The sequence below is a fragment of the Dactylosporangium aurantiacum genome, from assembly GCF_000716715.1.
Lineage (GTDB): Bacteria > Actinomycetota > Actinomycetes > Mycobacteriales > Micromonosporaceae > Dactylosporangium > Dactylosporangium aurantiacum.
Genome location: NZ_JNYJ01000032.1, coordinates 19,562 through 39,792 on the forward strand (window position 1 = coordinate 19,562; position 20,231 = coordinate 39,792).

Genomic DNA, 20,231 nt, shown 5'->3' on the forward strand with positions numbered 1-20,231 from the left:
CGATCCACACCCTGATCGGGAGACTTAGATGGACGAGCGTGCACAAGGACGTCATCGCGTCGTGGTCGTCGGCGCCGGGTTCGGCGGGTTGTTCGCGACGAAGGCGCTGAAGAACGCGCCGGTCGAGGTGACCCTCATCAACGGCACCGCCCACCACCTGTTCCAGCCGCTGCTCTACCAGGTGGCGACGGGCATCCTGTCCGAAGGGGAGATCGCACCGCCGATCCGGGAGATCCTCAAGCGGCAGAAGAACGCGAAGGTGCTGCTGGGCACGGTCACCGAGGTCGACCCGGAGGCGAGGACCGTCACCGCGGTCGCGCCCGGCGCCTCCTACACCGTGGAGTACGACTCGCTGATCGTCGCCGCCGGCGCGTCGCAGTCGTACTTCGGCAACGACCGGTTCGCCGAGCACGCGCCGGGCATGAAGAGCATCGACGACGCGCTGGAGCTGCGCGGGCGGATCTTCGGCGCGTTCGAGCTGGCGGAGCTGGAGACCGACCCGGCCGCGATCGAGCGGTGGCTGACGTTCGTCGTGGTCGGCGCGGGCCCCACGGGGGTCGAGATGGCCGGCCAGATCGCCGAGCTGGCGCACCGGCACCTGCCCGGGCAGTACCGCAACATCGACCCCAAGCAGGCGCGCATCATCCTGATCGACGCGCTCGACACGGTGCTGTCCAGCTTCGGCGACCACCTGTCGACGAAGGCGCTGCGCCAGCTGCACACCATGGGCGTCGAGGTCGAGCTGGGCACGAAGGTGGTCGACGTCGACGAGACCGGCATCGAGGTCGAGACCCGCAACGGTCACCAGCGCATCGAGTCGATGACGAAGATCTGGGCCGCGGGCGTCGCGGCGCCGTCGCTGTCGACGCAGCTGGCGAAGGCGACGGGCGCGAGCACCGACCGCGCCGGGCGGCTGGAGGTCAACCCCGACTGCACCGTCCCGGGCCACCCGGAGATCTTCGCCATCGGCGACATGATGTCGCTCGACCGGCTGCCGGGCGTCGCGCAGGTCGCGATCCAGAGCGGCCGGCACGCCGCCGGGCAGATCAAGCAGCGGCTCGCCGGGCAGCCGACGGGGCAGCCGTTCAAGTACTTCGACAAGGGCAGCATGGCGACGATCTCCCGCTTCTCGGCGGTGGCGAGCGTCGGCAAGCTGCACTTCTCCGGCGTCATCGGCTGGCTCATGTGGCTCGCCGTGCACCTGCTGTACCTGGTCGGCTTCAAGAACCGGGTCACCGCGGTCCTGCACTGGTTCGTCAGCTTCATCGGCCGCGGCCGCTCGGAGCGGGTCGCCACCTTCCAGCAGGTGTTCGCCCGACGCGCGCTGCAGGAGTACCGGCAGCACCTGCCGTGACGGCTATCGTGACCGGGTGGCAGCGTGTCCCGAGCAGACCAGCGATGGTCGCTCCGGGGTAACCCCGGGGACGCAGGATTGAGCACGGCAGCACATCGCCGGCGCGCCTCCGCGCTTCGCGCGACTCTGCGCAGGCACGACCGGGATTCGTCGGGGCACGCTGCCCGCGCCGTCGCCGGCGCGCTCGCCGACGCGTTCCTGACCGTCGACTGGGCGCGCGGGCCGCTGCTCGAGGTGGGCCGGGAGGTGCTGGGCCGCCGGCCGCGGTGGCTCGGCCCGGTCGTCACCGCCGTCCTGCGCGCCTACCGGGAGGCACCCGCCGACCGGCCCCGCGAGCTGGCCGAGCTGATCAGCGCGCCGGGGCGCCAGCCGATCCGCGTGCGCCGGGCGACCGCGACCCGCACCGTCCGGCAGCGGTGGGACTCCCCGCGCGTCGACGACCTGGCCGCGCTCGCGGAATTCCTGGCCGTGACCCCGGACGAGCTGGACTGGTTCGCCGACCGTCGCGGGCTCAACCGCAGGCACCCGGACCCGAGGGTGCGGCACTACGCGTACACCTGGATCGGCGACAGGCTCATCGAGGCGCCCAAATCCCGGCTCAAGGCGCTGCAGCGCCGCGTGCTGGACGAGCTGCTCGGGCCGTTGCCGGTGCACCCGTTTGCGCACGGGTTCGTCCCCGGGCGGTCGGTGCACACGTTCGCGGCCCCGCACGCCGGGCAGGTGACCGTGGTCCGGATCGACCTGCGCGGCTACTTCTCCAGCGTCACCGCCGGCCGCGTGTACGGGCTGTGGCGCACCGCCGGCTACCCGGAGCCGGTCGCGCACGCCCTGACCGCGCTGTGCACCACCGCCACGCCGCACGCCGTGTCGCGCCGCGTCGAGCACCGCACGCCGCACCTGCCGCAGGGCGCGCCGACGTCGCCCGCCCTGGCGAACCTGGTCACGTTCCGGCTGGACCGGCGGCTGGCCGGCCTCGCCGCCCGGTTCGGCGCCACGTACAGCCGCTACGCCGACGACCTCGCGTTCTCCGGCCCGCTGCGGCAGCCGGCGCGGCTGGTCGCGGCCGTGACCGCGGTCGCCGCCGAGGAGGGGTTCCGGGTCAACCCGGCGAAGACCCGGGTCCGCGGCCGCGGCGACCAGCAACGGCTCGCGGGCCTCGTGGTCAACGACCGTCCGGCGGTCCCGCGCGCCGACTACGACCGGCTCCGCGCGGTCCTGCACCACGCCGCCCGCGACGGCCTCGACGCCGCGAACCGCGACGGCCACCCGGACTTCGCCGCCCACCTCACCGGCCTGGTGGCGTGGGCGGCACACGGGCACCCGACCCGGGCGGCGCGCCTGCACGGCCTGCTACGGGCGGCCGGCATCAACCGGCGAACCGCGACACCGCCCTGATCTGCTCCGCCCGCAGCGGCGCGAGCGCGAGGAGCAGCGCACCGACGGCCCGCAGGCCCGGTATCTGATCGCGCACCCAGTCACCCGGCGGCGGTCCCGGCGTCTCCCGGGCGACCATCGCCTCGACGTCATCGGCCCGCAGGCACAGCAGCGCGGCCATGAGCTCGTACCGCTCCCGGCTCAGCACGCCGCCGCCCCGGGCCTTGGCCACCGTGCTCATGGCCGATCCGGTCGCGTACGCCATGCCCTTGACGGTGAGGTTCCGCAGCTGCATCAGCCGGCTGAACACGCCTCCGAACGTCACCGGCTCCAGCGGCGGCAGGTCGTCCGGCCCGCCGGCCGCCGGGAGGGCCAGAGCGTGGTCCCGGACGGCGGTGAGGTCCGCGCGGTGCAGCTGGTTGCGCAACAGCGACTCGACGACGTCCTTCGCGTCAGGGTCGGCGGGGACGAACTCGGCTGGTACGGAACCGCCGGCGATGGCCAGCAGGTCGGCGGGTCGCATCCGCAGGACCGGGGCGAGGGCGAGCAGCTGACCGTCGCCGGGCAGCGCGACCCCACGATGCGCGCACAGCCGCGCCAGGGGCGTGTCCGTCATCGACGCCTCCACCTGTGGGTACCGGTCCCGACGAGTACATCGCACGGTGGCGCCGGGTGCACCACCGGTTGTCCGCGCACGGCTCCGCCGCGCTCCCCGGCGGGGAAGCCGCGCTCCACCCACACCCCCTCAGCCCCGTAGCCACCCGGACGGGTCACCCCAACTCCACGATCTCGGCGTCGAGCGCGACACGATGTTCCTCGACCCAGCGGTCAAGCGGGGCCTCAGCGAACAATGCCGACACCTGACGCACGTCATCCGGAGGCATGGTGCCAACCAGCCATGCCTCGTCCCAGTCCCGTGGTAGACGTCTGAACAGCGCCGCGGCCGGAGCCTGGAATGCGTCCGTCACCCCGAAGCGGATCAGCGCTTTCATCAAGTCGCCGGTGTCCTGGGCGCAGGCCACGACCGCTTGACGCTGTTCGCTGAGGAACAGGTCGCTGCCCTCGGATGGGACCAGGTCTGCGCTTGTGTGCGCGGTCGCGGCCCGTAGCTCTGAGAGGGTCGCCTGCCCCCGCGTGCTCGGCGTCCGGGCCGCGTCGACGAGGCCCTCGGCATCGTGCCCGCTGCCGGGAAGACGGCTCTTGGAGGGTCCGCTGCTACATGATCAGCCGCCAGCTGATCGATGCGCCGCGACCAGGTCCCGGCCCGGGGTGCCGCGGAGCTGCTGCGGCTTGACGATGCCCTGATGCCGGATGTCCTCGATCAGGGGCATTCACCTCGCCGCCGCCCGTCTCGTGCCGGAGCGGGTGACGGCGCCCGAGGTCCCGAAGGCTGGGGGTGGAGGCGGTCCGCCAGCCAGGAGTGCAGCAGGGCGACCTGGTCGCGGCTCAGCACGCGCACGACGGCTGCCAGCACGAACATCATGGCGGCCAGGCCCAGTGCGGCGCCCGCGCCCACCGCCGCGTTCCCCGCGGCGTCGAGGTGGCCCTTGGCGAGCTGCCGAGCGGCCGTGACCGCCGCGAGCAGGAAGACGAGGGTGAGCGCGCCGAGGATGACGCCGGCGAAGAGTTGGACGTGGCGGGGCCAGGTCAGGGTGTAGCGGACCTGGCAGCCGGTGGCCGTGGCGGTGAGCCGGCCGCGCAGGACGGTGGGGGAGCCGGAGCCGAGGCCGGCGTGCATGGCGACCAGCTTGACGGTGTCACCGCGGAGGTCGCCCCGCACGACGCCGGCCGGGCCGAGGGCGGCGCCGAACGAACGCCCGGCGAGGCCGTCGTGCAGCCGGCCGCGCGCCTCGTCCACCGGCAGCGGCGAGGAAAGCAGGTAGGCAGCCACGAAGCCCAGTGTGGCAGGGCTCAGGCGGAGGGCGGTGCGGAGAAGATCAGCCGGACCTCCGTGGTGTGGTAGCCGCACCGGTCGAAGGCCGCGGCCATCGGGTGGTTGCCCAGGTCGGTGGTGGCGGTCACGCGGTCGGCGCCCGCGGCGGCGTGGAAGCGGGTCAGGTAGGACAGGATCTCGGAGACGTGGCCGCGGCCCCGCAGCTCCGGGACGACGCCGAGGTAGCCGATGTTGCGGTGGTACGGGGTCGCCGACGGGATCGCGAGGCCGGCGAGTGCGCCGTCGGCGGTGTGCGCCAGCCGCCACCAGTCGCGTTCGCCGGGGCGGTCGCGGTAGAAGGCGAGCGCCTCGCGGGCCGCGGTGACCGGGCCGTGCGCCGCGTGGCTCTCCTGGGTCTGCGCGTCGAGGGTGGACTCGGCGACCCGGACCATCGCGGCCAGGAACGTTTCGTCGTCCGGCTCGGGGGTGAACACCAACCGTGACGGGGCGGCGGGGAGGCCGGCGGCGGGGGTCCACTCGTACTGGAGCCGCTCCACCTCGCTGGTCAGGCCGGCCCGGTGGGCGGCCTCCCGGCGCCAGGCGACCCCGGCGGCGACGGCCGGGTCGGTGCGCCAGGAGCGGGGCAGCCCCATCAGGTTGTACAGCGGCGGGTGGGGTGCCTGGATGGCGGCGTGGCCGGCGTCCAGCAGCGCGGCGGCGAGGGCGGCCCGCTCGGCGGCGGGCACCTCGTCCGCGGTGAGCAGGCAGTCCAGCGCCAGCGGGAACGTGCTGTCCCGCTGGCCCCACCACAGAGCACGGGCGAGCACGCGGCCGCCGTCGTCCTCGGCGATCCACGTCCACTCGGAGCGGTACTGCCCGGCGGCTGCCTCCGCGCGGTACCGGTCCGCGGGCAGCGACCAGACCGGCTCGACCGAGGTGAGGGCGAGCACCCGGTCCAGATCGGCCCCGAACGGCGCGACGGGTCGGAACCTCATCCAACTCCTTCTGTCAAAAGTTTCCGCAAGCACGCCGGGAAACAGGCAAATAGTACCATTACAGGGATCGAAATTCTTGACTTCAATGGGGCGTTCTGTTCAATATTTGCGGAACATGGGGGATTCAGTCCAGCGCCCGCCAGCGCTTCACCATCGGAGCCGCACCGATGCACACCACAGCCAAGCGACTCGCCGCCCTCACCGCCGCCGCCCTCCTCGCGACCACCCTCGTGCCCGACCCGGCCGCCGCCGCGATCCCCGACTACAGCACCGCCGAGGCGGGCAACCCGTTCGTCGACGGGTGGTACGCCGATCCTGACGTCGCGGTCTACAACAACACGTTCTGGGTATACCCGACCACGTCGAAGGGGTACTCGGAGCAGACCTACCTCGACGCGTTCTCCTCCACGGACCTGGTCACCTGGACGAAGCATCCCAATGTGCTCACCAAGGCCGACGTGGCATGGGCCGGCTACGCGATGTGGGCGCCGGCGCCCGTCCAGCGCGACGGCAGGTACTACCTGTACTTCGCCGCGAACGACATCCAGAGCAACAGCGCGCTCGGCGGGATCGGGGTGGCCGTCGCCGACAACCCGGCGGGGCCGTTCCGGGACGCGATCGGGCGGCCGCTGATCGGGCAGTTCTTCAACGGGGCGCAGCCGATCGACCAGGACGTGTTCATCGACGACGACGGGCAGGCCTACATCTACTACGGCGGCTGGGGGCACGCGAACGTGGCCAAGCTCAACGCCGACATGGTCAGCCTGGGGACGTTCAGCGACGGCAGCACGTTCAAGGAGATCACGCCGGCGGGGTACGTCGAAGGCCCGCAGATGTTCAAGCGCAACGGCAGGTACTACCTGATGTGGTCCGAGGGCGGCTGGACCGGGCCGGACTACTCGGTGTCCTACGCCATGTCGAGCTCGCCCACCGGGCCGTTCACCAAGCTGGACAAGGTCCTCGCGCAGGACCCGGCGGTCGCCAAGGGATCCGGGCACAACTCGGTGATCAACGTGCCGGGCACCGACACCTGGTACATCCTCTACCACCGGCGGCCGCTGTCGGAGACCGACGGCAACCACCGGCAGCTCGCCTACGACCGGATGACGTTCAACGCCGACGGCACGATCCAGCGCATCGTCATGCGGGTCAAGGACAACTTCGCCGACGGCAACGCGCTGGGCTGGCGCACGTTCGGCGGCTCGTGGGGCACCGCCAACGGCAGGTACACCGCCGGCAGCTCCCTGGGCGGCAAGGCGCAGCTGGACACGAACTTCGGCGACTTCTCCTACGACGCCGACGTCAGCGTCACCTCGGGCGGCGGCGACGCGGGCCTCACGTTCCGCGTGACGAACCCGACCACCGGCACCGACGGCTACAACGGCTACTACGCGGGCATCAGCCCGGCCGGCCGGGTCGTGCTGGGCCGCGCCGCCAACAACTGGACCCAGCTCGGCGCCGCGAACCTGACCGTCACCACCGGGACCAGCTACCACCTGCGGGTCACCGCGATCGGCTCGTCGATCAAGGTGTACGTCGACGACCTGGCCACCCCGAAGATCAACGTTACCGACGGCACGTACGCCTCCGGCAGCGACGGCGTGCGCGTCTTCAACGCTGCGGCTACCTTCGACAACGTGGTGGTGGGGGCGCCGGTCGGCGCGGGGGTCAACGTCGCGCAGGGCAGGCCCGCCACGGGCACGACGCCCTGCGCCGCGTCGGAAGGGCCGGAGAAGGCGGTCAACGGCAGCGTGAGCGGCGGCAACGCCGACAAGTTCTGCTCGTCGGTCGCCGGTGCCTGGCTGCAGGTCGACCTGGGCGGCGCCAGGAGCATCAGCCGGTTCGAGCTGGCGCACGCGCAGGCCGGCGGCGAGGCGGCGAGCATGAACACCAGGGCGTTCACGATCTCGGTGTCCAACGACGGCGCGAGCTGGACCCAGGTGGTGAACGTCACCGGCAACACCGCGGCGAACACCACCCACCCGGTCAGCGGCGTCACCGGCCGCTACGTGCGCCTCAACGTGGGTACCCCGACCCAGACCACCGAGATCGCCACCCGCATCTACGAGCTGCGCGTGTTCAGCTGACACCCGGAAGGGTCCCGCATGTCTGTGCGTCGCCGTGCCTCGGTCTGGATGACCGCGGCCGTCCTCGCCGCGAGCTCCGTCACCGTCATCCCCGCCCCGGCGGCGGCAGCGGGCGACTTCAGCTCCGGCTTCGAGGCCGGCGACGCCCAGCCCACCTGGACCAACACGGCCGAGCGCGGTGCCGGCGCCGGCGGGTACTGCTGCGGCCTCACGAGCATGGAGAGCGGGGTCCGGGCCGAGGCCGCGCACACCGGCAGCGCCGCGCTCATGTACTCCGGCGCCGGCGCCACCTCCTACAACCGGGTCTTCGACGTCGACATCCCGGTCGGCGCCGCCTCCACCCTGTCGTACTGGGTGTTCCCGCAGTCCGGCGGGAACCTCGACGTGGCCGTCGACCTCGCGTTCACCGACGGCACGTACCTGCGCGACTCCGGCGCCGTCGACCAGCACGGCGTCGGGACCGGCCCGCGCGAGCAGGGCAGCGGCGGGGTCCTGTCGTTCGACACGTGGAACTACGTGACGTCGGCCATCGGCGCCAAGGTCGCCGGCAAGACGATCGACCGGATCCTCATCGGGTATGACAACCCGGACGGGACCGCCAGGTTCCGCGGCTACTTCGACGACATCCGCATCAGCGCCGGTACCGCCGGCGGGCTGTCCGACCTCGTCGACACCCGGCGCGGCTCGAACTCCGACTTCGCGTACTCGCGCGGCAACACGTTCCCCGCCGCGGCGGTCCCGCACGGGTTCAACTTCTGGACCCCGGTGACCAACGGCAACCACGACGGTTGGCTGTACCAGTACCAGGACACCACCGTTCAGGGCTTCGCCGTCAGCCACCAGCCCAGCCCGTGGCTCGGCGACTACGGCCAGCTGCAGGTCATGCCGATGAACGGCGGCGTCAGGACGAGCCCCGACACGCGGCGGTCGTCGTTCAGCCACGCCGCCGAGATCGCGAGGCCGCACTACTACCGCACGCGCCTGGACACGTACGGCATCACCGCGGAGCTCGCGCCGACCGACCACGCGGGCGTCATGCGGTTCACGTTCCCCGCGGCGTCATCATCCACATCCGCCCCGACGATCCTGTTCGACACCGTCGACAGCGCCGGGGGCGAGATCGGCGTCGACGCCGCCGCGCGGACGATCTCCGGTTACGCCGATCACCGCGGGCAGAAGCTGTACTTCTCCGCGACGGTCGACGCCGGGATCGCCGCGTCCGGCGCGGTCACCGGCGAGGGCGCGACGAGCTGGATCCGGGTCGCGACCCCGGTCAGCCGGCAGGTCACCCTGCGGATCGGCACGTCGTGGATCAGCGTCGCGCAGGCCGCGGCGAACCGGGACCAGGAGGTCGGCGCCAAGAGCCTGGACACCGTGCGGGACGAGGCCGCCGCCCAGTGGGACGCGGTGCTGGGCAAGGTCAGGGTCGAGGGCGCCTCCGCCGACCAGCTCGTCACGTTCTACTCGAACCTGTACCGGGCCTTCATGTACCCGAACAACCGCGCGGAGATCGTCGGCGGGGTGCGCCGGTACCGCAGCCCGTACGACGGCCTCCTGCACGACGGCCAGATGTACGTGAACAACGGGTTCTGGGACACCGCCCGCGCCGAGTGGCCGCTGCTGGCGCTGCTGGAGCCGGGGCGCACCGGTGAGATGCTGGACGGCTTCGTCAACGCGTACAAGACCGTGGGCTGGACGCCGAGCTGGTCGGGGCCGTGGAACCGGGCCGTGATGCCCGGCACCAACCAGGACCTCGCCTTCGCCGACGCCTACGTCAAGGGCGTGCGCAACTTCGACTACCGGGCCGCCTACGCCTCGATGGTCCGCAACGCCACCGTGTACTCACCCGCGGTCGACGGCCGCCCCGGGCTGGACGTGTCGACGTTCAAGGGTTACCTGCCCTCGGACGTGCGCGGGGACTCGGCCTCGTGGACCCTTGAGGACGCCACGAGCGACTTCGGCATCGCGCAGCTGGCCGAGGCGCTCGGCTACCCGGAGGACGCCGCGTACTTCCGCAACCGGGCCCTCAACTACGCGAACCTCTTCTCGCCGTCGGTGGGCTTCTTCCGGGGCCGGCGCGGCGACGGCGCGTGGCGCACCAGCGACGCCGACTTCAGACCCAACCTGTGGGGCTGCGAGTTCGTGGAGGGCGCCGCGTGGCACTACGCGACGCCGGCGCCGCAGGACCCGCAGGGGATGGCCAACCTGTACGGCGGCCGGGCGGGTCTGGCGGCGAAGCTCGACGCGATGTTCGCCGCGCCCCGCGACTACCTGCCCGGCTGTTACAGCGACCCGATCCACGAGATGCGCGAGGTGTACGCCAGCGACATGGGCCAGTTCGCGCACGCCAACGAGCAGACCCACCACATGCTGTACATGTACAACTACGCCGGCGTCCCCGCGAAGACCCAGGACCGCGTCCGGCGGGTGCTCACCACGCTGTACGACTCGGGCGCCGGCACCGGCAACGGGTACTTCGGCGACGAGGACAACGGTGAGATGTCGGCGTGGTACGTGTTCTCCGCGCTCGGCTTCTACCCGGCACGGATGGGCTCGACCGACTACGCGATCGGCGCGCCGCTGCACCCGAAGGCGACCCTGACCCTGGAGAACGGCCGGACGTTCACGGTCACCGCGCCTGGTGTCAGCGACGTCAACCGGTACATCCAGCGCGCCACGCTCAACGGTGCGCCGTACCCGAAGAACTACCTGACGCACGCGGACCTGACCAAGGGCGGCACGCTCGACCTCGTGATGGGCCCGGACCCGTCCGGCTGGGGGACCGGGGCGGCGGACGTCCCCGGCTCGATCACCACCGGCACCGCCCCGCCGCGGCAGCTGGTCGACCGGGCCACCGGCGCCCCGCCCGCACTGGTCGACGACACGTCCATGACGAAGTGGGTGACGGAGGGCGCCACCGCCACGATCACCTGCCGGCTCGCCGCGCCGGTGGCGGTGCGGCAGTACACGCTGACCTCCGCCGACGACCTGCCCGGCGGGGACCCGCGCAGCTGGGTGCTGCAGGGCTCCGCCGACGGGGTCACCTGGACGACCGTCGACGCCCGCACGGACGTCGACTTCGCCGACCGGCGGCAGACCAGGGCGTTCGGCGTGGCGGGCGGCGAGACCTACGCGTGGGTGCGGCTGCAGGTGACCGCCAACCACGGCGCGGGGCAGCTGCAGCTCGCGGAGCTGCAGCTGCTCGGCTGACCGTGGTGTCTAGCGGGTCGCGTTGTCGTCGCGGTCGCGCGTGTAGTAGTCCACCGCGTCCGTGTCCTCCGGCTCGGGGAGGTGTACGCCGGCGAGCTCGTGCTGGAGGGCGGTGAGGTCGGTCGGCGGGGTGAAGTACTTCAGCTCCCGGGCGATCCGCGTCTGCTTGGCCTTGGCCCGTCCACGTCCCATGTCGGCTCCCCGTCTCGCGCGCGCCGAGGGGCGGTGGCAGTGCCGCGCCCGGCGTCGTGACAACTCGATTTCATCCTCGTGCCCGACACGGTACATCCCCTTCGCAGCTGTCGTCTGCCGGCGATGGGACAAGAGTCCGACGCCACTGTTTCGCGGTCGGGTTTCGCGGGTCCGGGTGGCTTTCCGGGCGGCTCCCGGCCGTTGCTATGCGGCGCCGCCGTTGACGTAGATCGTCTGGCCGTTGACCCAGCGGGCCGGCCCGGCCAGCGACGAGACGACCTCGGCGATGTCCTCCGGGGTGCCCAGGCGCTCCATCGGGTTCATCTTCGCCATGCGCTCGACCGTGGCCTCGTCCTTGCCGTCGAGGAACAGGTCGGTGGCGGTCGGCCCGGGCGCGACGGCGTTGACGGTGACGTCCCGGCCGCGCAGCTCCTTGGCGAGGATCGGGCTGATCGCCTCCACGGCCGCCTTGCTCGCCGCGTATCCGGCGTACGTCGGCAGCGACAGGCGGGTGACCGAGGTGGAGAAGTTGACGATCGCGCCGCCGCGGCGGACCCGGCGGGCGGCCTCGCGGCCGACGACGAACGTGCCGCGCACGTTGGTGCGGTGCATCCGATCGAGGGCGTCGAGGTCGAGCTCGGCGACCGGGGCGAGCACCATGACGCCGGCCGCGTGCACGACCACGTCGACCCCGCCGAAGCGCTGCTCGGCGGTGTCGAAGAGGGTGGCGACGGCGGCCTCGTCGGCGACGTCGGCGCGCACCGCGACCGCCTGGCCGCCCTTGCCCTCGATCTCGGCCACCACGGCTTCGGCGGCGTCCGAGGCGTGGGCGTACGCGATGACCACGGCCTGCCCGTCCGCCGCCAGCCGCAGCGCCACGGCCCGCCCGATCCCGCGCGACCCACCGGTGACGACAGCAACCCGGTTCATGACTACCTCCTGCGTGTTAGCGCCGATAACAATTCGACGTTAGCACTAACTCGCTAACGTGCAAGTGTTAACGTTGTTACCGTGACCGCTACCCGCGACCGGATCGTCGAAGCCGCCGCGACCCTGCTGAACGAGGGTGGTCGCGAGGCGATCTCCACCCGGGCCGTCAGCGCCGCCGCCGGCGTGCAGGCGCCGACCATCTACCGGCTCTTCGGCGACAAGCAGGGGCTCCTCGACGCCGTCGCGAGCCACGGGTTCGTGTCGTACCTGAGTGGCAAGATGTCGCTGGAGCACAGTGAGGACGCGGTCGAGGACCTGCGGCGGGGCTGGGACCTGCACGTGGCGTTCGGGTTGGCGCACCCCGCCGTCTACACGCTGATCTACGGCGAGCCCCGCCCGGGGGTCGAGTCGCCGGCGGCGCGGGCCGCGGCCGAGATCCTGGCCGGGCAGGTCCGGCGGATCGCGGCGGCCGGGCGGCTGCGGGTGAGCGAGGAGCGCGCGGCGCACCTGATCCACGCGGCGGGGTGCGGGCTGACCTTGACGCTGATCGCGCTGCCCCCGCAGCGCCGCGACCCGGCGCTGTCGGTGCTGGCCCGCGAGTCGGTCCTGGCGGCCGTGACCAGCGACCCGCCGCCGGCCGCGGATGCGCCGGCGGCGGCCTCGGCGGGTCCGGCGGAGGCACTGCGGGCGGTGTTGCCCGAGGTGACGGTGCTGAGTGACGCCGAGCGGGCCCTGCTCGACGAGTGGCTGACGAGGATCGCCAGGGGCTGAACACTCGGGACCGCTCTTGCCTGCCTCGCGGTGGAGGTCGCGGTGTCCGTGCCTTCGACCGTCCACGCCTCGGCTGGCCCGCCGTGGGTCGGCCGGAAGCGTCGCAATGATGGCGGCAGTTTTGTGCAACAAACCGACAAGGCGACGACAATTCCGTCCCGTTCGTTGCGTAAATATTTCGCAAGACCTTGTGGAGCGGGGGACGGGGGTCCTAATGTCACCTCACCCTCACCTCATGGCGCCGCCCCGCCGTAGAGCGTCTCGGGCGTCCGCCCCCCTCCCGAGAGAATCGAGTCATCGATGTCACGGAGCACAGGACCCTTACCGCGGTGGTCCAGCGGACCGCCGCGGTGGGCCGCGGCGGCGACGGCCGCAGCCGTCGGTCTCGGCGTCGTGGTCACCGGTGCCGCACCGGCCGCCGCGGCCGGGGCATCACCAGCGGTGACCCGCGCCGCCCTCGACCCAGCGCTGACCGCGGGCCGCGGCGCCGCCGTCGCGTTCGTCGAGCAGGAGGCCGAGAAGGCCAAGACGAACGGCACCGTCATCGGCCCGGACCGCACCGCGTACACGCTGCCGGCGGAGGCGTCCGGGCGCAGCGCGGTCAAGCTGACGCCGGGGCAGTACGTGGAGTTCACGCTGCCGAAGTCGGCCAATGCCATCAACGTCCGGTACAGCATTCCCGACGCACCCAACGGCGGTGGCATCACGTCGCCGCTGGATGTGACGGTCAACGGTGGCAAGAAGACCACGATGACGCTCACGTCGCAGTACTCGTGGCTGTACAACCAGTACCCGTTCTCGAACGACCCGAACGCGGGCCTGCTGCACCCCGACTGGTGGATCACCGAGTGCGCGTGCGTGCCGGCCGTCACGACGCCCGCGCCGACGATCACCACGCCGTTCCGGCCGAACCACTTCTACGACGAGCAGCGGCTGCTGCTGGGGCGTACGTATCAGGCCGGGGACAAGGTGCGGCTGACGGCGCCGGCGAACAGCGCCGCGTGGACCGTCATCGACCTGCTCGACTCCGAGCTGGTCGGCCCGCCGAAGATCAGCATCATCGCGGCGAACGTGCTGCTGTTCGGGGCGGACCCGACGGGGCGCCGGGACTCGGCCGACGCGATCGACAAGGCCGTCGCCTTCGCGAAGAAGACGCACCTGAAGGTCTACATCCCGCCGGGCACGTACCAGGTCAACCGCCACATCATCGTCGACAACGTCACGATCGAGGGCGCCGGGTCCTGGTACACCGTCATCAAGGGCAAGGAGGTCGCGCTCAGCGAGCCGGCCCCCGACAACTCGATCCACACCGGCGTCGGGTTCTACGGCAGGTACGCCCAGGACGGCGGCAGCAGCAACGTGCACCTGTCCGGCTTCTCGATCATCGGTGACGTGCGTGAGCGCATCGACACCGACCAGGTCAACGGCATCGGCGGCGCGCTGAGCAACTCGACCGTCGACGGGCTGTACATCCAGCACACCAAGGTCGGCCTGTGGTTCGACGGCCCGATGACCAACACGAAGATCACCAACAACGTGATCGTCGACCAGATCGCCGACGGGCTCAACTTCCACACCGGCGTGACCAACTCGACCGTGTCGAACAACTTCGTGCGCAACTCGGGCGACGACGGTCTGGCCATGTGGTCGGAGAAGACGGCGAACGCCGGCAACACGTTCGACCACAACACGGTGCAGACGCCGGTCCTCGCCAACGGCATCGCGATCTACGGCGGCAAGGACACCACGGTGTCCAACAACCTGATCGCCGACCCGATCCGTGAGGGCAGCGCGATCCACATCGGCTCCCGCTTCGGCGCCGAGCCGTTCACCGGCTACGTGAAGGTCACGGACAACACCACGGTCCGCGCCGGCACGTACGAGCTGAACTGGAACATCGGCCTCGGCGCGATCTGGTTCCTCGCGCTGGAGAAGAACATCGACGCCGACATCCAGGTCGTCGGGGACCACTTCCTCGACAACACCTACAACGCGATCATGCTGGTCGCCGACTGGCCGGTGAAGGACCTGTACTCCATCACCAACGTCCACTTCAAGGACATCCGGGTCGACGGCACCGGCACCTCGGTGCTCAGCGCCCGGGCCGCGGGCTCCGCCACGTTCCAGAACGTGGACGCCCGCAACGTCGGCGCCGTCGGCATCAACAACTGCGGCACGTTCCACTTCACCCCGGCCGGCTCCGAGTTCTCGGTCGTCGACCTGGGTGGCAACGACGGCGGCGGCACCACGGGTCCGTGGCTCGCCCCGTGGGAGCTGCCGAACACCATCACCTGCGACGACCGCCCGCCGGTCGTCGTGCCCCCGGCGCCCGCGCCGTGGTGACGGAGCGAGAGTAAGCGAGGGGCGGGCGTCCGGAGGGCGCCCGCCCCTCCTTGTCCGGTGGGGTTTTCACCACCGGCAACCGGCCCGCTGGCGGCAGTGACCCGCGCCCGCCGATGGCGAAGAGTCGACGCCATGGACATCACCGTTTCCCGTCGCGCGGTCCTCGGCACCGGCGTCGGTCTCAGTGCCGGCCTCGTCGTCGGCGCACCCGCCGGAGCCGCCGCACCCGCAGCCGCCGGTACGAATGCCGCGGGCGCCACACCCGAGGCCGTCGCGATCGTCGGCTGCACCGTCATCGACGTGACCGGCGGGCCGCCCCGCCAGGACATGACGGTCCTCGCCCGCGGCGACCGGATCACCGCGCTCGGCCCGTCGCGCGGCGTCCGCGTCCCCACCGGCGCCGCGGTCGTCGACGGCCGGGGCCGCTATGTGATCCCCGGCCTCACCGACATGCACGTGCACAGCAGCGGCGTCGACACGCTCGACCCCCCGCTGTACGTCGTCAACGGCGTCACCACGGTCCGGGAGATGTCGGGGTACCCGACACTGCACGAGTGGCGGCAGCGGGTCACCGACGGCACGCTGCTCGGGCCGCGGTCGGTGATCGCCAGCCCGCTCATCGACGGCTCGCCGTCGCTGTGGACGGGGCTCGGCGCGCCGTACGTCGAGGTCGCCGACGCCGCGCAGGCCAGGGCGGCGGTGCGGCAGGTCGCGGCCGACGGCGCCGACTTCGTCAAGGTGTACAGCCGGCTGTCGCGGGAGTCGTTCGCCGCGATCGCGGACGAGTCGGCCCGGCTGGGGCTGGAGTTCGCCGGGCACTGCCCCGACGACGTGCCGGTCACCGTCGCCGCCGAGCACGGGCAGCGCAGCTTCGAGCACGTCTTCACCACCTGGTACGCCACCTCCCGGCACGAGGACGAGATCCGCCGCGAGCTGTCCCGGCTCACCGTCGAGGCCGGCGACTACAACGGCTGGCTGCACCGCGTGCACCCGCTGGAGCTGGCCGCCGCCCGCGGCTACGACCCGCGGCGCGCGGCGCGGGTCTTCGCCCGGCTGCGGGCCGCCGACGCCCACCAGACGCCGACGCTGGCCATGCACCGCGTGCTGGACCTGCCGGGCAGCGTCGACCAGGACGACCCGCGGCTGCGGTACATCCCGGCCGAGGTCCGCGCCGTCTGGGACTTCGCGATGCGGGAGATCTACCTCGACGGGCGCACGCCGCGGGAGCAGGCCGAGCACCAGGAGCTGTTCGGGCACCGGGGCCGTTTCGTCGGCGCGCTGCACCGCGCCGGGGTGCCGCTGCTGGCCGGCACCGACACCGGCACCTCGTACGTGTACCCCGGCTTCAGCCTGCACGACGAGCTCGAGCTGCTGGTGCGGGCCGGGCTGCCGCCGCTGCGCGCGCTGCAGGCGGCGACCCGGGACCCGGCCCGGTTCCTGGGCCTCGGCTCCGGCACCGTCCGCCAGGGCGCGGCCGCCGACCTCGTGGTCCTGGACGCCGACCCGCTCGCCGACATCCGCAACACCCGGCACATCCACGCCGTCGTCGTGCGGGGGCAGCTGATCACCGCCGAACGCCGCGACGCGATCCTCGACGCGGTGGCCGCGGCGGCCGGCACGGCGACGCCGGTCCCGGTCCGCGCCGCGTGCCGTTGCTAGAAGTCCTGCAGCACCGGCGGCTGCTCCGGCGCCGGCGGCGGGGGCAGGAACAGCAGGCGGTCGGACGGCAGCACATCGGCAGCGGCACCGCAGTGGGAACCGGCAGCATTCCGGCAGTCGGGACGGGCCGGCGACGCAACGGGGGGTCGCCGTCCCGCTCACCGGCGGCGCCGGCGCGTCAGCGGGCGCGGGCCCGGGTCAGCGGGCGGAGGCCCGGGTCAGGCGGTCGCGCACGGCCAGCCAGTCGTCGCCCTCGGGCGGGGCCTGCGCGAGGATCGTCGTCACGCCGGCGTCGTCGAGGCGGTGCAGGGCGGCGTACAGGTCGGCGGCGTACTCGAGCGGATCCGCGGACAGCAGCTCCACGTGCGCCCCGGGCGGCGCCGCCGGCAGGTGGGTGAGGACGCCCAGGGTGCCCGGGTCGGCGTCCTCGGCCCGCTCGGCCAGCACGGCCGGGTCGTCCACCAGGTGCAGCCGGGCCCGGGGCGCGTAGTGGCGGTGGGCGAGCCCGGGCGAGCGGACCCCGGAGGTCGGGTCGGCACCTGGCCCGGGGTCGCCGGGCAGCGCCAGCGCGCCGACCACGTCGCGGATCGCCCGCAGGCTCAGCGCGCCGGGGCGCAGCAGGCGCGGCGGCGACACGGTCACGTCGACGACCGTGGACTCGATGCCGAGCCGGCACGGGCCGCCGTCGAGGACCAGCGGCACGTCGGGCAGGCTGCGGATCACGTGCTCGGCGGTGGTCGGGGAGATGCTCTCGGACCGGTTCGCGCTCGGCGCGGCGAGCGGCAGCCCGCACTCCTCCAGCAGCGCGAGCGCGACCGGGTGCGCGGGGACCCGGACCGCGACCGTCGACGGGCCGCCGTTGGCCGGCAGGTGGTGGGCCCGCTCCACGACGAGGCTGAGCGGGCCGGGCCAGAACCGGGCCGCCAGCCGCCGCGCCGCCTCCGGCCACTCGTGCGCGAGCGCCTCGGCGTCGGCCGCCGACGCCACGTGCACGATCAGCGGGTTCCACGAGGGGCGGCGCTTCAGCCGGTACACCTCCGCGACGGCCTTGGCGGAGAAGGCGTGCGCGCCGAGCCCGTACACGGTCTCGGTGGGGAACACGCAGACGGACTCCTGCCGCAGCAGCTCGGCGGCCCGGCGCAGCCCGGCGGCGTCGGCGGCGACCACCCCGTCAGTCATGTGCGCAAGGTTAGAGGGTGGCCGGGGCCACCGGCGGGCGCAGGTCGACCCCGTTGAGCATGGCGGCCGGGCCTCCCCCGAACGAGGTGAGCTTCCGCTGCAGGAACCCGGGCAGCCGGGGCAGCAGGCGCATCGCCTGGGCCATCGTCCACACCTGCAGCTCGCTGCGCGGGATCAGGGTCGCCAGCACCGACGGCCCGATGGTCCGGCTGGCCGCGACCGCGTCGGCCATGGCGCGCTCGTACGCCGGGAACGCCACCGCGTGGTCGTCACCGGCGGCGGCCAGCTCCGAGGCGAGCACGTACGCCCCGACGACCGCGAGGCTGCTGCCGCCGCCGACCGCCGGCCCGGGCCCGTAGCCGGCGTCGCCGGCGAGCGTGACCCGGCCGCGCGACCAGGACGGCAGCCGGATCTGGCTGATCCCGTCGAGGTAGAAGTCGTCGGCGGCGTCGAGGTGCTCCAGCAGTCGCGGCACCTGCCAGCCGAGCCCGGCGCAGACCTCGCGCAGCAGGCGCCGCTGCGCGGCCGGGTCGCGGTGGTCGGGCCGCGGGCCGCGGAAGAGGATCACGACGCGGACCCGGCCGGGCGTGCGGGTCGGGTAGAGGGCGACGGCCCGGTCGACGGTGTGGTAGCCGAGGACCCGCCCGGCGAGCCCGACGAAGTCCGGCACGCTGAACACGGCGAGGCCGCCGCCGAGGAAGTGGCTGTAGGCCTCCTCCGGGCCGAACACCAGCCGGCGCACCCCGGAGTGCAGCCCGTCGGCGCCGACGACCAGGTCGTAGGTGCCCCGGGTCCCGTCGGAGAAGGTCGCGTCCACCCCGCCGTCGTGCTCGCGCAGCCCTTCGATGGTGGTGCCGAAGGTGTACGTGACGTGCTCGCGGGTCGCCTCGTAAAGGATCTTCGCCAGGTCGCCGCGCATGATCTCGACGTGCCGGTCGGAGACCCCGGCGAGGAGCTGGGCGGCCTCGATCGTGACGTCCGGGCGGCCCGGCCGGATCAGCGTCATCGTGTCGGTGCTGGTCCGGGCTGCCTCGAGCTGCGGCAGCAGGCCCATCCGGTCGATGACCTCGACGGCCGGGCCGAGGATGTCGACCGCCTGCCCGCCGTCGCCGACCCGCAGCTCAGGGGTGCGTTCCACGACGGTGACCCGGTGCCCGTTGCGGCGCAGCCAGTAGGCGAGGACGGGGCCGGCGACGCTCGCACCGCAGATGAGCACGTGCATGACTCCCCCTACGTTGGTTTACTTACCGATAGGTAAAGGGAATCACTTACCTTCCGGTAAGTAAAGTAGAATGTGACGCGTGCCAAGGGTGAGGACCACAGAGACCGCCGACCGCATCCGCGCCGTCGCGATGGAGCTGATCGCCGAGAAGGGCGTCGCGCAGGCCAGCCTGCGCGAGATCGCCGAGCGCGTCGGCATCAGCAAGCCCGCGCTGTACTACCACTTCGCCTCGCGCGAGGACCTGGTCCGCAGCCTGTTCCAGCCGCTGGTCGACGACGTGTCCGCGCTGCTCGACGACCTGGAGTCGGGGCGCTGGCCGGGAGACCTCACCGACCGCCGCGCGGTGCTCGGCGCCTACTTCGACGTCACGTACGCCCACCGCGACATCACGAAGATGGTCATGCAGGACCCGAGCGTCCTGGCCGACCTGAACCTCGCCGCGGCCGTCACCGACTGGGGCCGCCGCCTCACCACCCTGCTGTTCGGCCCGGCGCCGACCCTCGCCCAGCAGACCAGAGCCAGGGTGGCCGTCGGCGGCCTGGGTGACTGCACGGTGATGTTCACCGGCGTGCCGAAGGAGGAGCTCAAGACGGCCGTCCTCGACGCCGTCTGCGCCACCCTCGGCTAGCGCTGGACGATGTTGACCATCCACGGGATGCCGAACTGGTCGGTGCAGGCGCCGAACTCGTCGCCCCACATCTGCTTCTCCAGCGGCACGCTCACCTTGCCGCTCGCGGACAGCTTGTCCCAGTACCGGCGAAGCTCCAGGCCGTCGTCGCCGCTGAGGCTGACGGTGATCGTGTCGCCCAGGTTGTGCGCCATCTCCGGCGGCGTGTCGGCGCCCATGATCGTGTAGCCGCTGGGGGTCTCCAGCAGGCCGTGCATGATCTTGTCGGCGATCGGGCCGGCCTCCGGGTCGAACTCGCCGAACGTGTTCAGCCGCAGGGTGCCGCCGAAGACGCCCTGGTAGAACTCCATCGCCTGGCGGGCGTTGCCCTGGAAGTTCAGGTACGGGTTGAGCCGAGACGCCATCACAAACTCC

Annotated in this window: 17 protein-coding genes; 8 read left to right on the forward strand and 9 right to left on the reverse strand. The window is 72.4% G+C overall.

What is annotated here, in order from left to right:
• Window positions 1–28 precede the first annotated feature (28 nt).
• Both OP18_RS31370 and OP18_RS31375 read left to right on the forward strand, forming a co-directional pair.
• Window positions 29–1,354, forward strand: coding sequence for an NAD(P)/FAD-dependent oxidoreductase (locus OP18_RS31370; protein WP_033362728.1), 1,326 nt, complete (start codon window positions 29–31; stop codon window positions 1,352–1,354).
• A 78-nt stretch (window positions 1,355–1,432) separates the two neighbouring features.
• A complete protein-coding gene (locus tag OP18_RS31375) occupies window positions 1,433–2,749 on the forward strand; it encodes a reverse transcriptase family protein (protein ID WP_211273731.1) in 1,317 nt (438 codons plus the stop codon).
• On the opposite strand, the gene OP18_RS31380 is transcribed toward OP18_RS31375, so the two are convergent.
• The 4 genes from OP18_RS31380 to OP18_RS31395 all read right to left on the reverse strand — a co-directional run bounded on the left by OP18_RS31380 (window position 2,721) and on the right by OP18_RS31395 (window position 5,596).
• A complete protein-coding gene (locus OP18_RS31380) occupies window positions 2,721–3,344 on the reverse strand; it encodes a hypothetical protein (RefSeq protein ID WP_156089930.1) in 624 nt (207 codons plus the stop codon). The two genes, OP18_RS31375 and OP18_RS31380, sit on opposite strands and share 29 nt — an antisense overlap.
• Before the next feature lie 154 nt (window positions 3,345–3,498).
• On the reverse strand, window positions 3,499–3,720 hold the full coding sequence (locus OP18_RS31385; protein ID WP_156089931.1) for a hypothetical protein: 222 nt from the start codon (window positions 3,718–3,720) through the stop codon (window positions 3,499–3,501).
• A gap of 329 nt (window positions 3,721–4,049) precedes the next feature.
• Window positions 4,050–4,619 carry a hypothetical protein gene (locus OP18_RS31390; protein WP_033362731.1) on the reverse strand — a complete coding sequence of 190 codons (570 nt, stop codon included), beginning with the start codon at window positions 4,617–4,619 and terminating at the stop codon, window positions 4,050–4,052.
• 20 nt (window positions 4,620–4,639) lie between these two features.
• On the reverse strand, window positions 4,640–5,596 hold the full coding sequence (locus tag OP18_RS31395) for a GNAT family N-acetyltransferase (RefSeq protein ID WP_033362732.1): 957 nt from the start codon (window positions 5,594–5,596) through the stop codon (window positions 4,640–4,642).
• Between the two features lie 167 nt (window positions 5,597–5,763).
• Between OP18_RS31395 and OP18_RS31400 the strand changes: the two genes are divergently transcribed.
• On the forward strand, window positions 5,764–7,683 hold the full coding sequence (locus tag OP18_RS31400) for a family 43 glycosylhydrolase (RefSeq protein ID WP_162189864.1): 1,920 nt from the start codon (window positions 5,764–5,766) through the stop codon (window positions 7,681–7,683).
• A gap of 18 nt (window positions 7,684–7,701) precedes the next feature.
• A complete protein-coding gene (locus OP18_RS51505; RefSeq protein ID WP_245635590.1) occupies window positions 7,702–10,893 on the forward strand; it encodes a GH92 family glycosyl hydrolase in 3,192 nt (1,063 codons plus the stop codon).
• Window positions 10,894–10,902: 9 nt separating this feature from the next.
• Here the strand turns inward: OP18_RS51505 and OP18_RS31410 are convergent, their stop codons facing one another.
• The gene (locus tag OP18_RS31410) at window positions 10,903–11,085 is read right to left on the reverse strand and encodes a DUF3073 domain-containing protein (protein WP_033362733.1); all 183 of its coding nucleotides are present in this window, start codon (window positions 11,083–11,085) and stop codon (window positions 10,903–10,905) included.
• A 204-nt stretch (window positions 11,086–11,289) separates the two neighbouring features.
• Window positions 11,290–12,042 carry an SDR family oxidoreductase gene (locus OP18_RS31415; RefSeq protein ID WP_389252903.1) on the reverse strand — a complete coding sequence of 251 codons (753 nt, stop codon included), beginning with the start codon at window positions 12,040–12,042 and terminating at the stop codon, window positions 11,290–11,292.
• Window positions 12,043–12,096: 54 nt separating this feature from the next.
• Between OP18_RS31415 and OP18_RS31420 the strand changes: the two genes are divergently transcribed.
• The 3 genes from OP18_RS31420 (at window position 12,097) to OP18_RS31430 (ending at window position 16,788) form a co-directional block, all read left to right on the forward strand.
• Window positions 12,097–12,786: a TetR/AcrR family transcriptional regulator gene (locus tag OP18_RS31420; protein ID WP_033362735.1), complete on the forward strand. Its 690-nt coding sequence runs from the start codon at window positions 12,097–12,099 to the stop codon at window positions 12,784–12,786.
• Window positions 12,787–13,086: 300 nt separating this feature from the next.
• A complete protein-coding gene (locus OP18_RS31425; protein WP_033362736.1) occupies window positions 13,087–15,129 on the forward strand; it encodes a glycosyl hydrolase family 28-related protein in 2,043 nt (680 codons plus the stop codon).
• A 132-nt stretch (window positions 15,130–15,261) separates the two neighbouring features.
• Window positions 15,262–16,788 (forward strand): amidohydrolase family protein, encoded by a 1,527-nt coding sequence (locus OP18_RS31430; protein ID WP_081971273.1) that lies wholly within the window; start codon window positions 15,262–15,264, stop codon window positions 16,786–16,788.
• 198 nt (window positions 16,789–16,986) lie between these two features.
• On the opposite strand, the gene OP18_RS31435 is transcribed toward OP18_RS31430, so the two are convergent.
• Both OP18_RS31435 and OP18_RS31440 read right to left on the reverse strand, forming a co-directional pair.
• A complete protein-coding gene (locus tag OP18_RS31435; protein WP_033362737.1) occupies window positions 16,987–17,967 on the reverse strand; it encodes an L-threonylcarbamoyladenylate synthase in 981 nt (326 codons plus the stop codon).
• 10 nt (window positions 17,968–17,977) lie between these two features.
• Complete coding sequence (locus OP18_RS31440) at window positions 17,978–19,189, reverse strand: FAD-dependent monooxygenase (protein ID WP_033362738.1); 1,212 nt, start codon at window positions 19,187–19,189, stop codon at window positions 17,978–17,980.
• Between the two features lie 79 nt (window positions 19,190–19,268).
• On the opposite strand from OP18_RS31440, the gene OP18_RS31445 reads away from it, so the two are divergent.
• Window positions 19,269–19,817: a TetR/AcrR family transcriptional regulator gene (locus tag OP18_RS31445; RefSeq protein ID WP_033362739.1), complete on the forward strand. Its 549-nt coding sequence runs from the start codon at window positions 19,269–19,271 to the stop codon at window positions 19,815–19,817.
• On the opposite strand, the gene OP18_RS31450 is transcribed toward OP18_RS31445, so the two are convergent.
• Entirely contained in the window at window positions 19,814–20,221 is a 408-nt protein-coding gene (locus OP18_RS31450) for a VOC family protein (protein WP_033362740.1), read from the reverse strand. The two genes, OP18_RS31445 and OP18_RS31450, sit on opposite strands and share 4 nt — an antisense overlap.
• Between the last annotated feature and the right edge of the window lie 10 nt (window positions 20,222–20,231).

Excerpts from the sequence above, each read along its gene's own strand:
- OP18_RS31370 (WP_033362728.1), top strand. The coding sequence starts at position 29 with ATGGACGAGCGTGCACAAGGACGTCATCGCGTCGTGGTCGTCGGCGCC.
- OP18_RS31380 (WP_156089930.1), bottom strand. The coding sequence starts at position 3,344 with ATGACGGACACGCCCCTGGCGCGGCTGTGCGCGCATCGTGGGGTCGCG.
- OP18_RS31385 (WP_156089931.1), bottom strand. The coding sequence starts at position 3,720 with ATGAAAGCGCTGATCCGCTTCGGGGTGACGGACGCATTCCAGGCTCCG.
- OP18_RS31395 (WP_033362732.1), bottom strand. The coding sequence starts at position 5,596 with ATGAGGTTCCGACCCGTCGCGCCGTTCGGGGCCGATCTGGACCGGGTG.
- OP18_RS31400 (WP_162189864.1), top strand. The coding sequence starts at position 5,764 with ATGCACACCACAGCCAAGCGACTCGCCGCCCTCACCGCCGCCGCCCTC.
- OP18_RS51505 (WP_245635590.1), top strand. The coding sequence starts at position 7,702 with ATGTCTGTGCGTCGCCGTGCCTCGGTCTGGATGACCGCGGCCGTCCTC.
- OP18_RS31410 (WP_033362733.1), bottom strand. The coding sequence starts at position 11,085 with ATGGGACGTGGACGGGCCAAGGCCAAGCAGACGCGGATCGCCCGGGAG.
- OP18_RS31425 (WP_033362736.1), top strand. The coding sequence starts at position 13,087 with ATGTCACGGAGCACAGGACCCTTACCGCGGTGGTCCAGCGGACCGCCG.
- OP18_RS31430 (WP_081971273.1), top strand. The coding sequence starts at position 15,262 with ATGGACATCACCGTTTCCCGTCGCGCGGTCCTCGGCACCGGCGTCGGT.
- OP18_RS31435 (WP_033362737.1), bottom strand. The coding sequence starts at position 17,967 with ATGACTGACGGGGTGGTCGCCGCCGACGCCGCCGGGCTGCGCCGGGCC.
- OP18_RS31440 (WP_033362738.1), bottom strand. The coding sequence starts at position 19,189 with ATGCACGTGCTCATCTGCGGTGCGAGCGTCGCCGGCCCCGTCCTCGCC.
- OP18_RS31450 (WP_033362740.1), bottom strand. The coding sequence starts at position 20,221 with ATGGCGTCTCGGCTCAACCCGTACCTGAACTTCCAGGGCAACGCCCGC.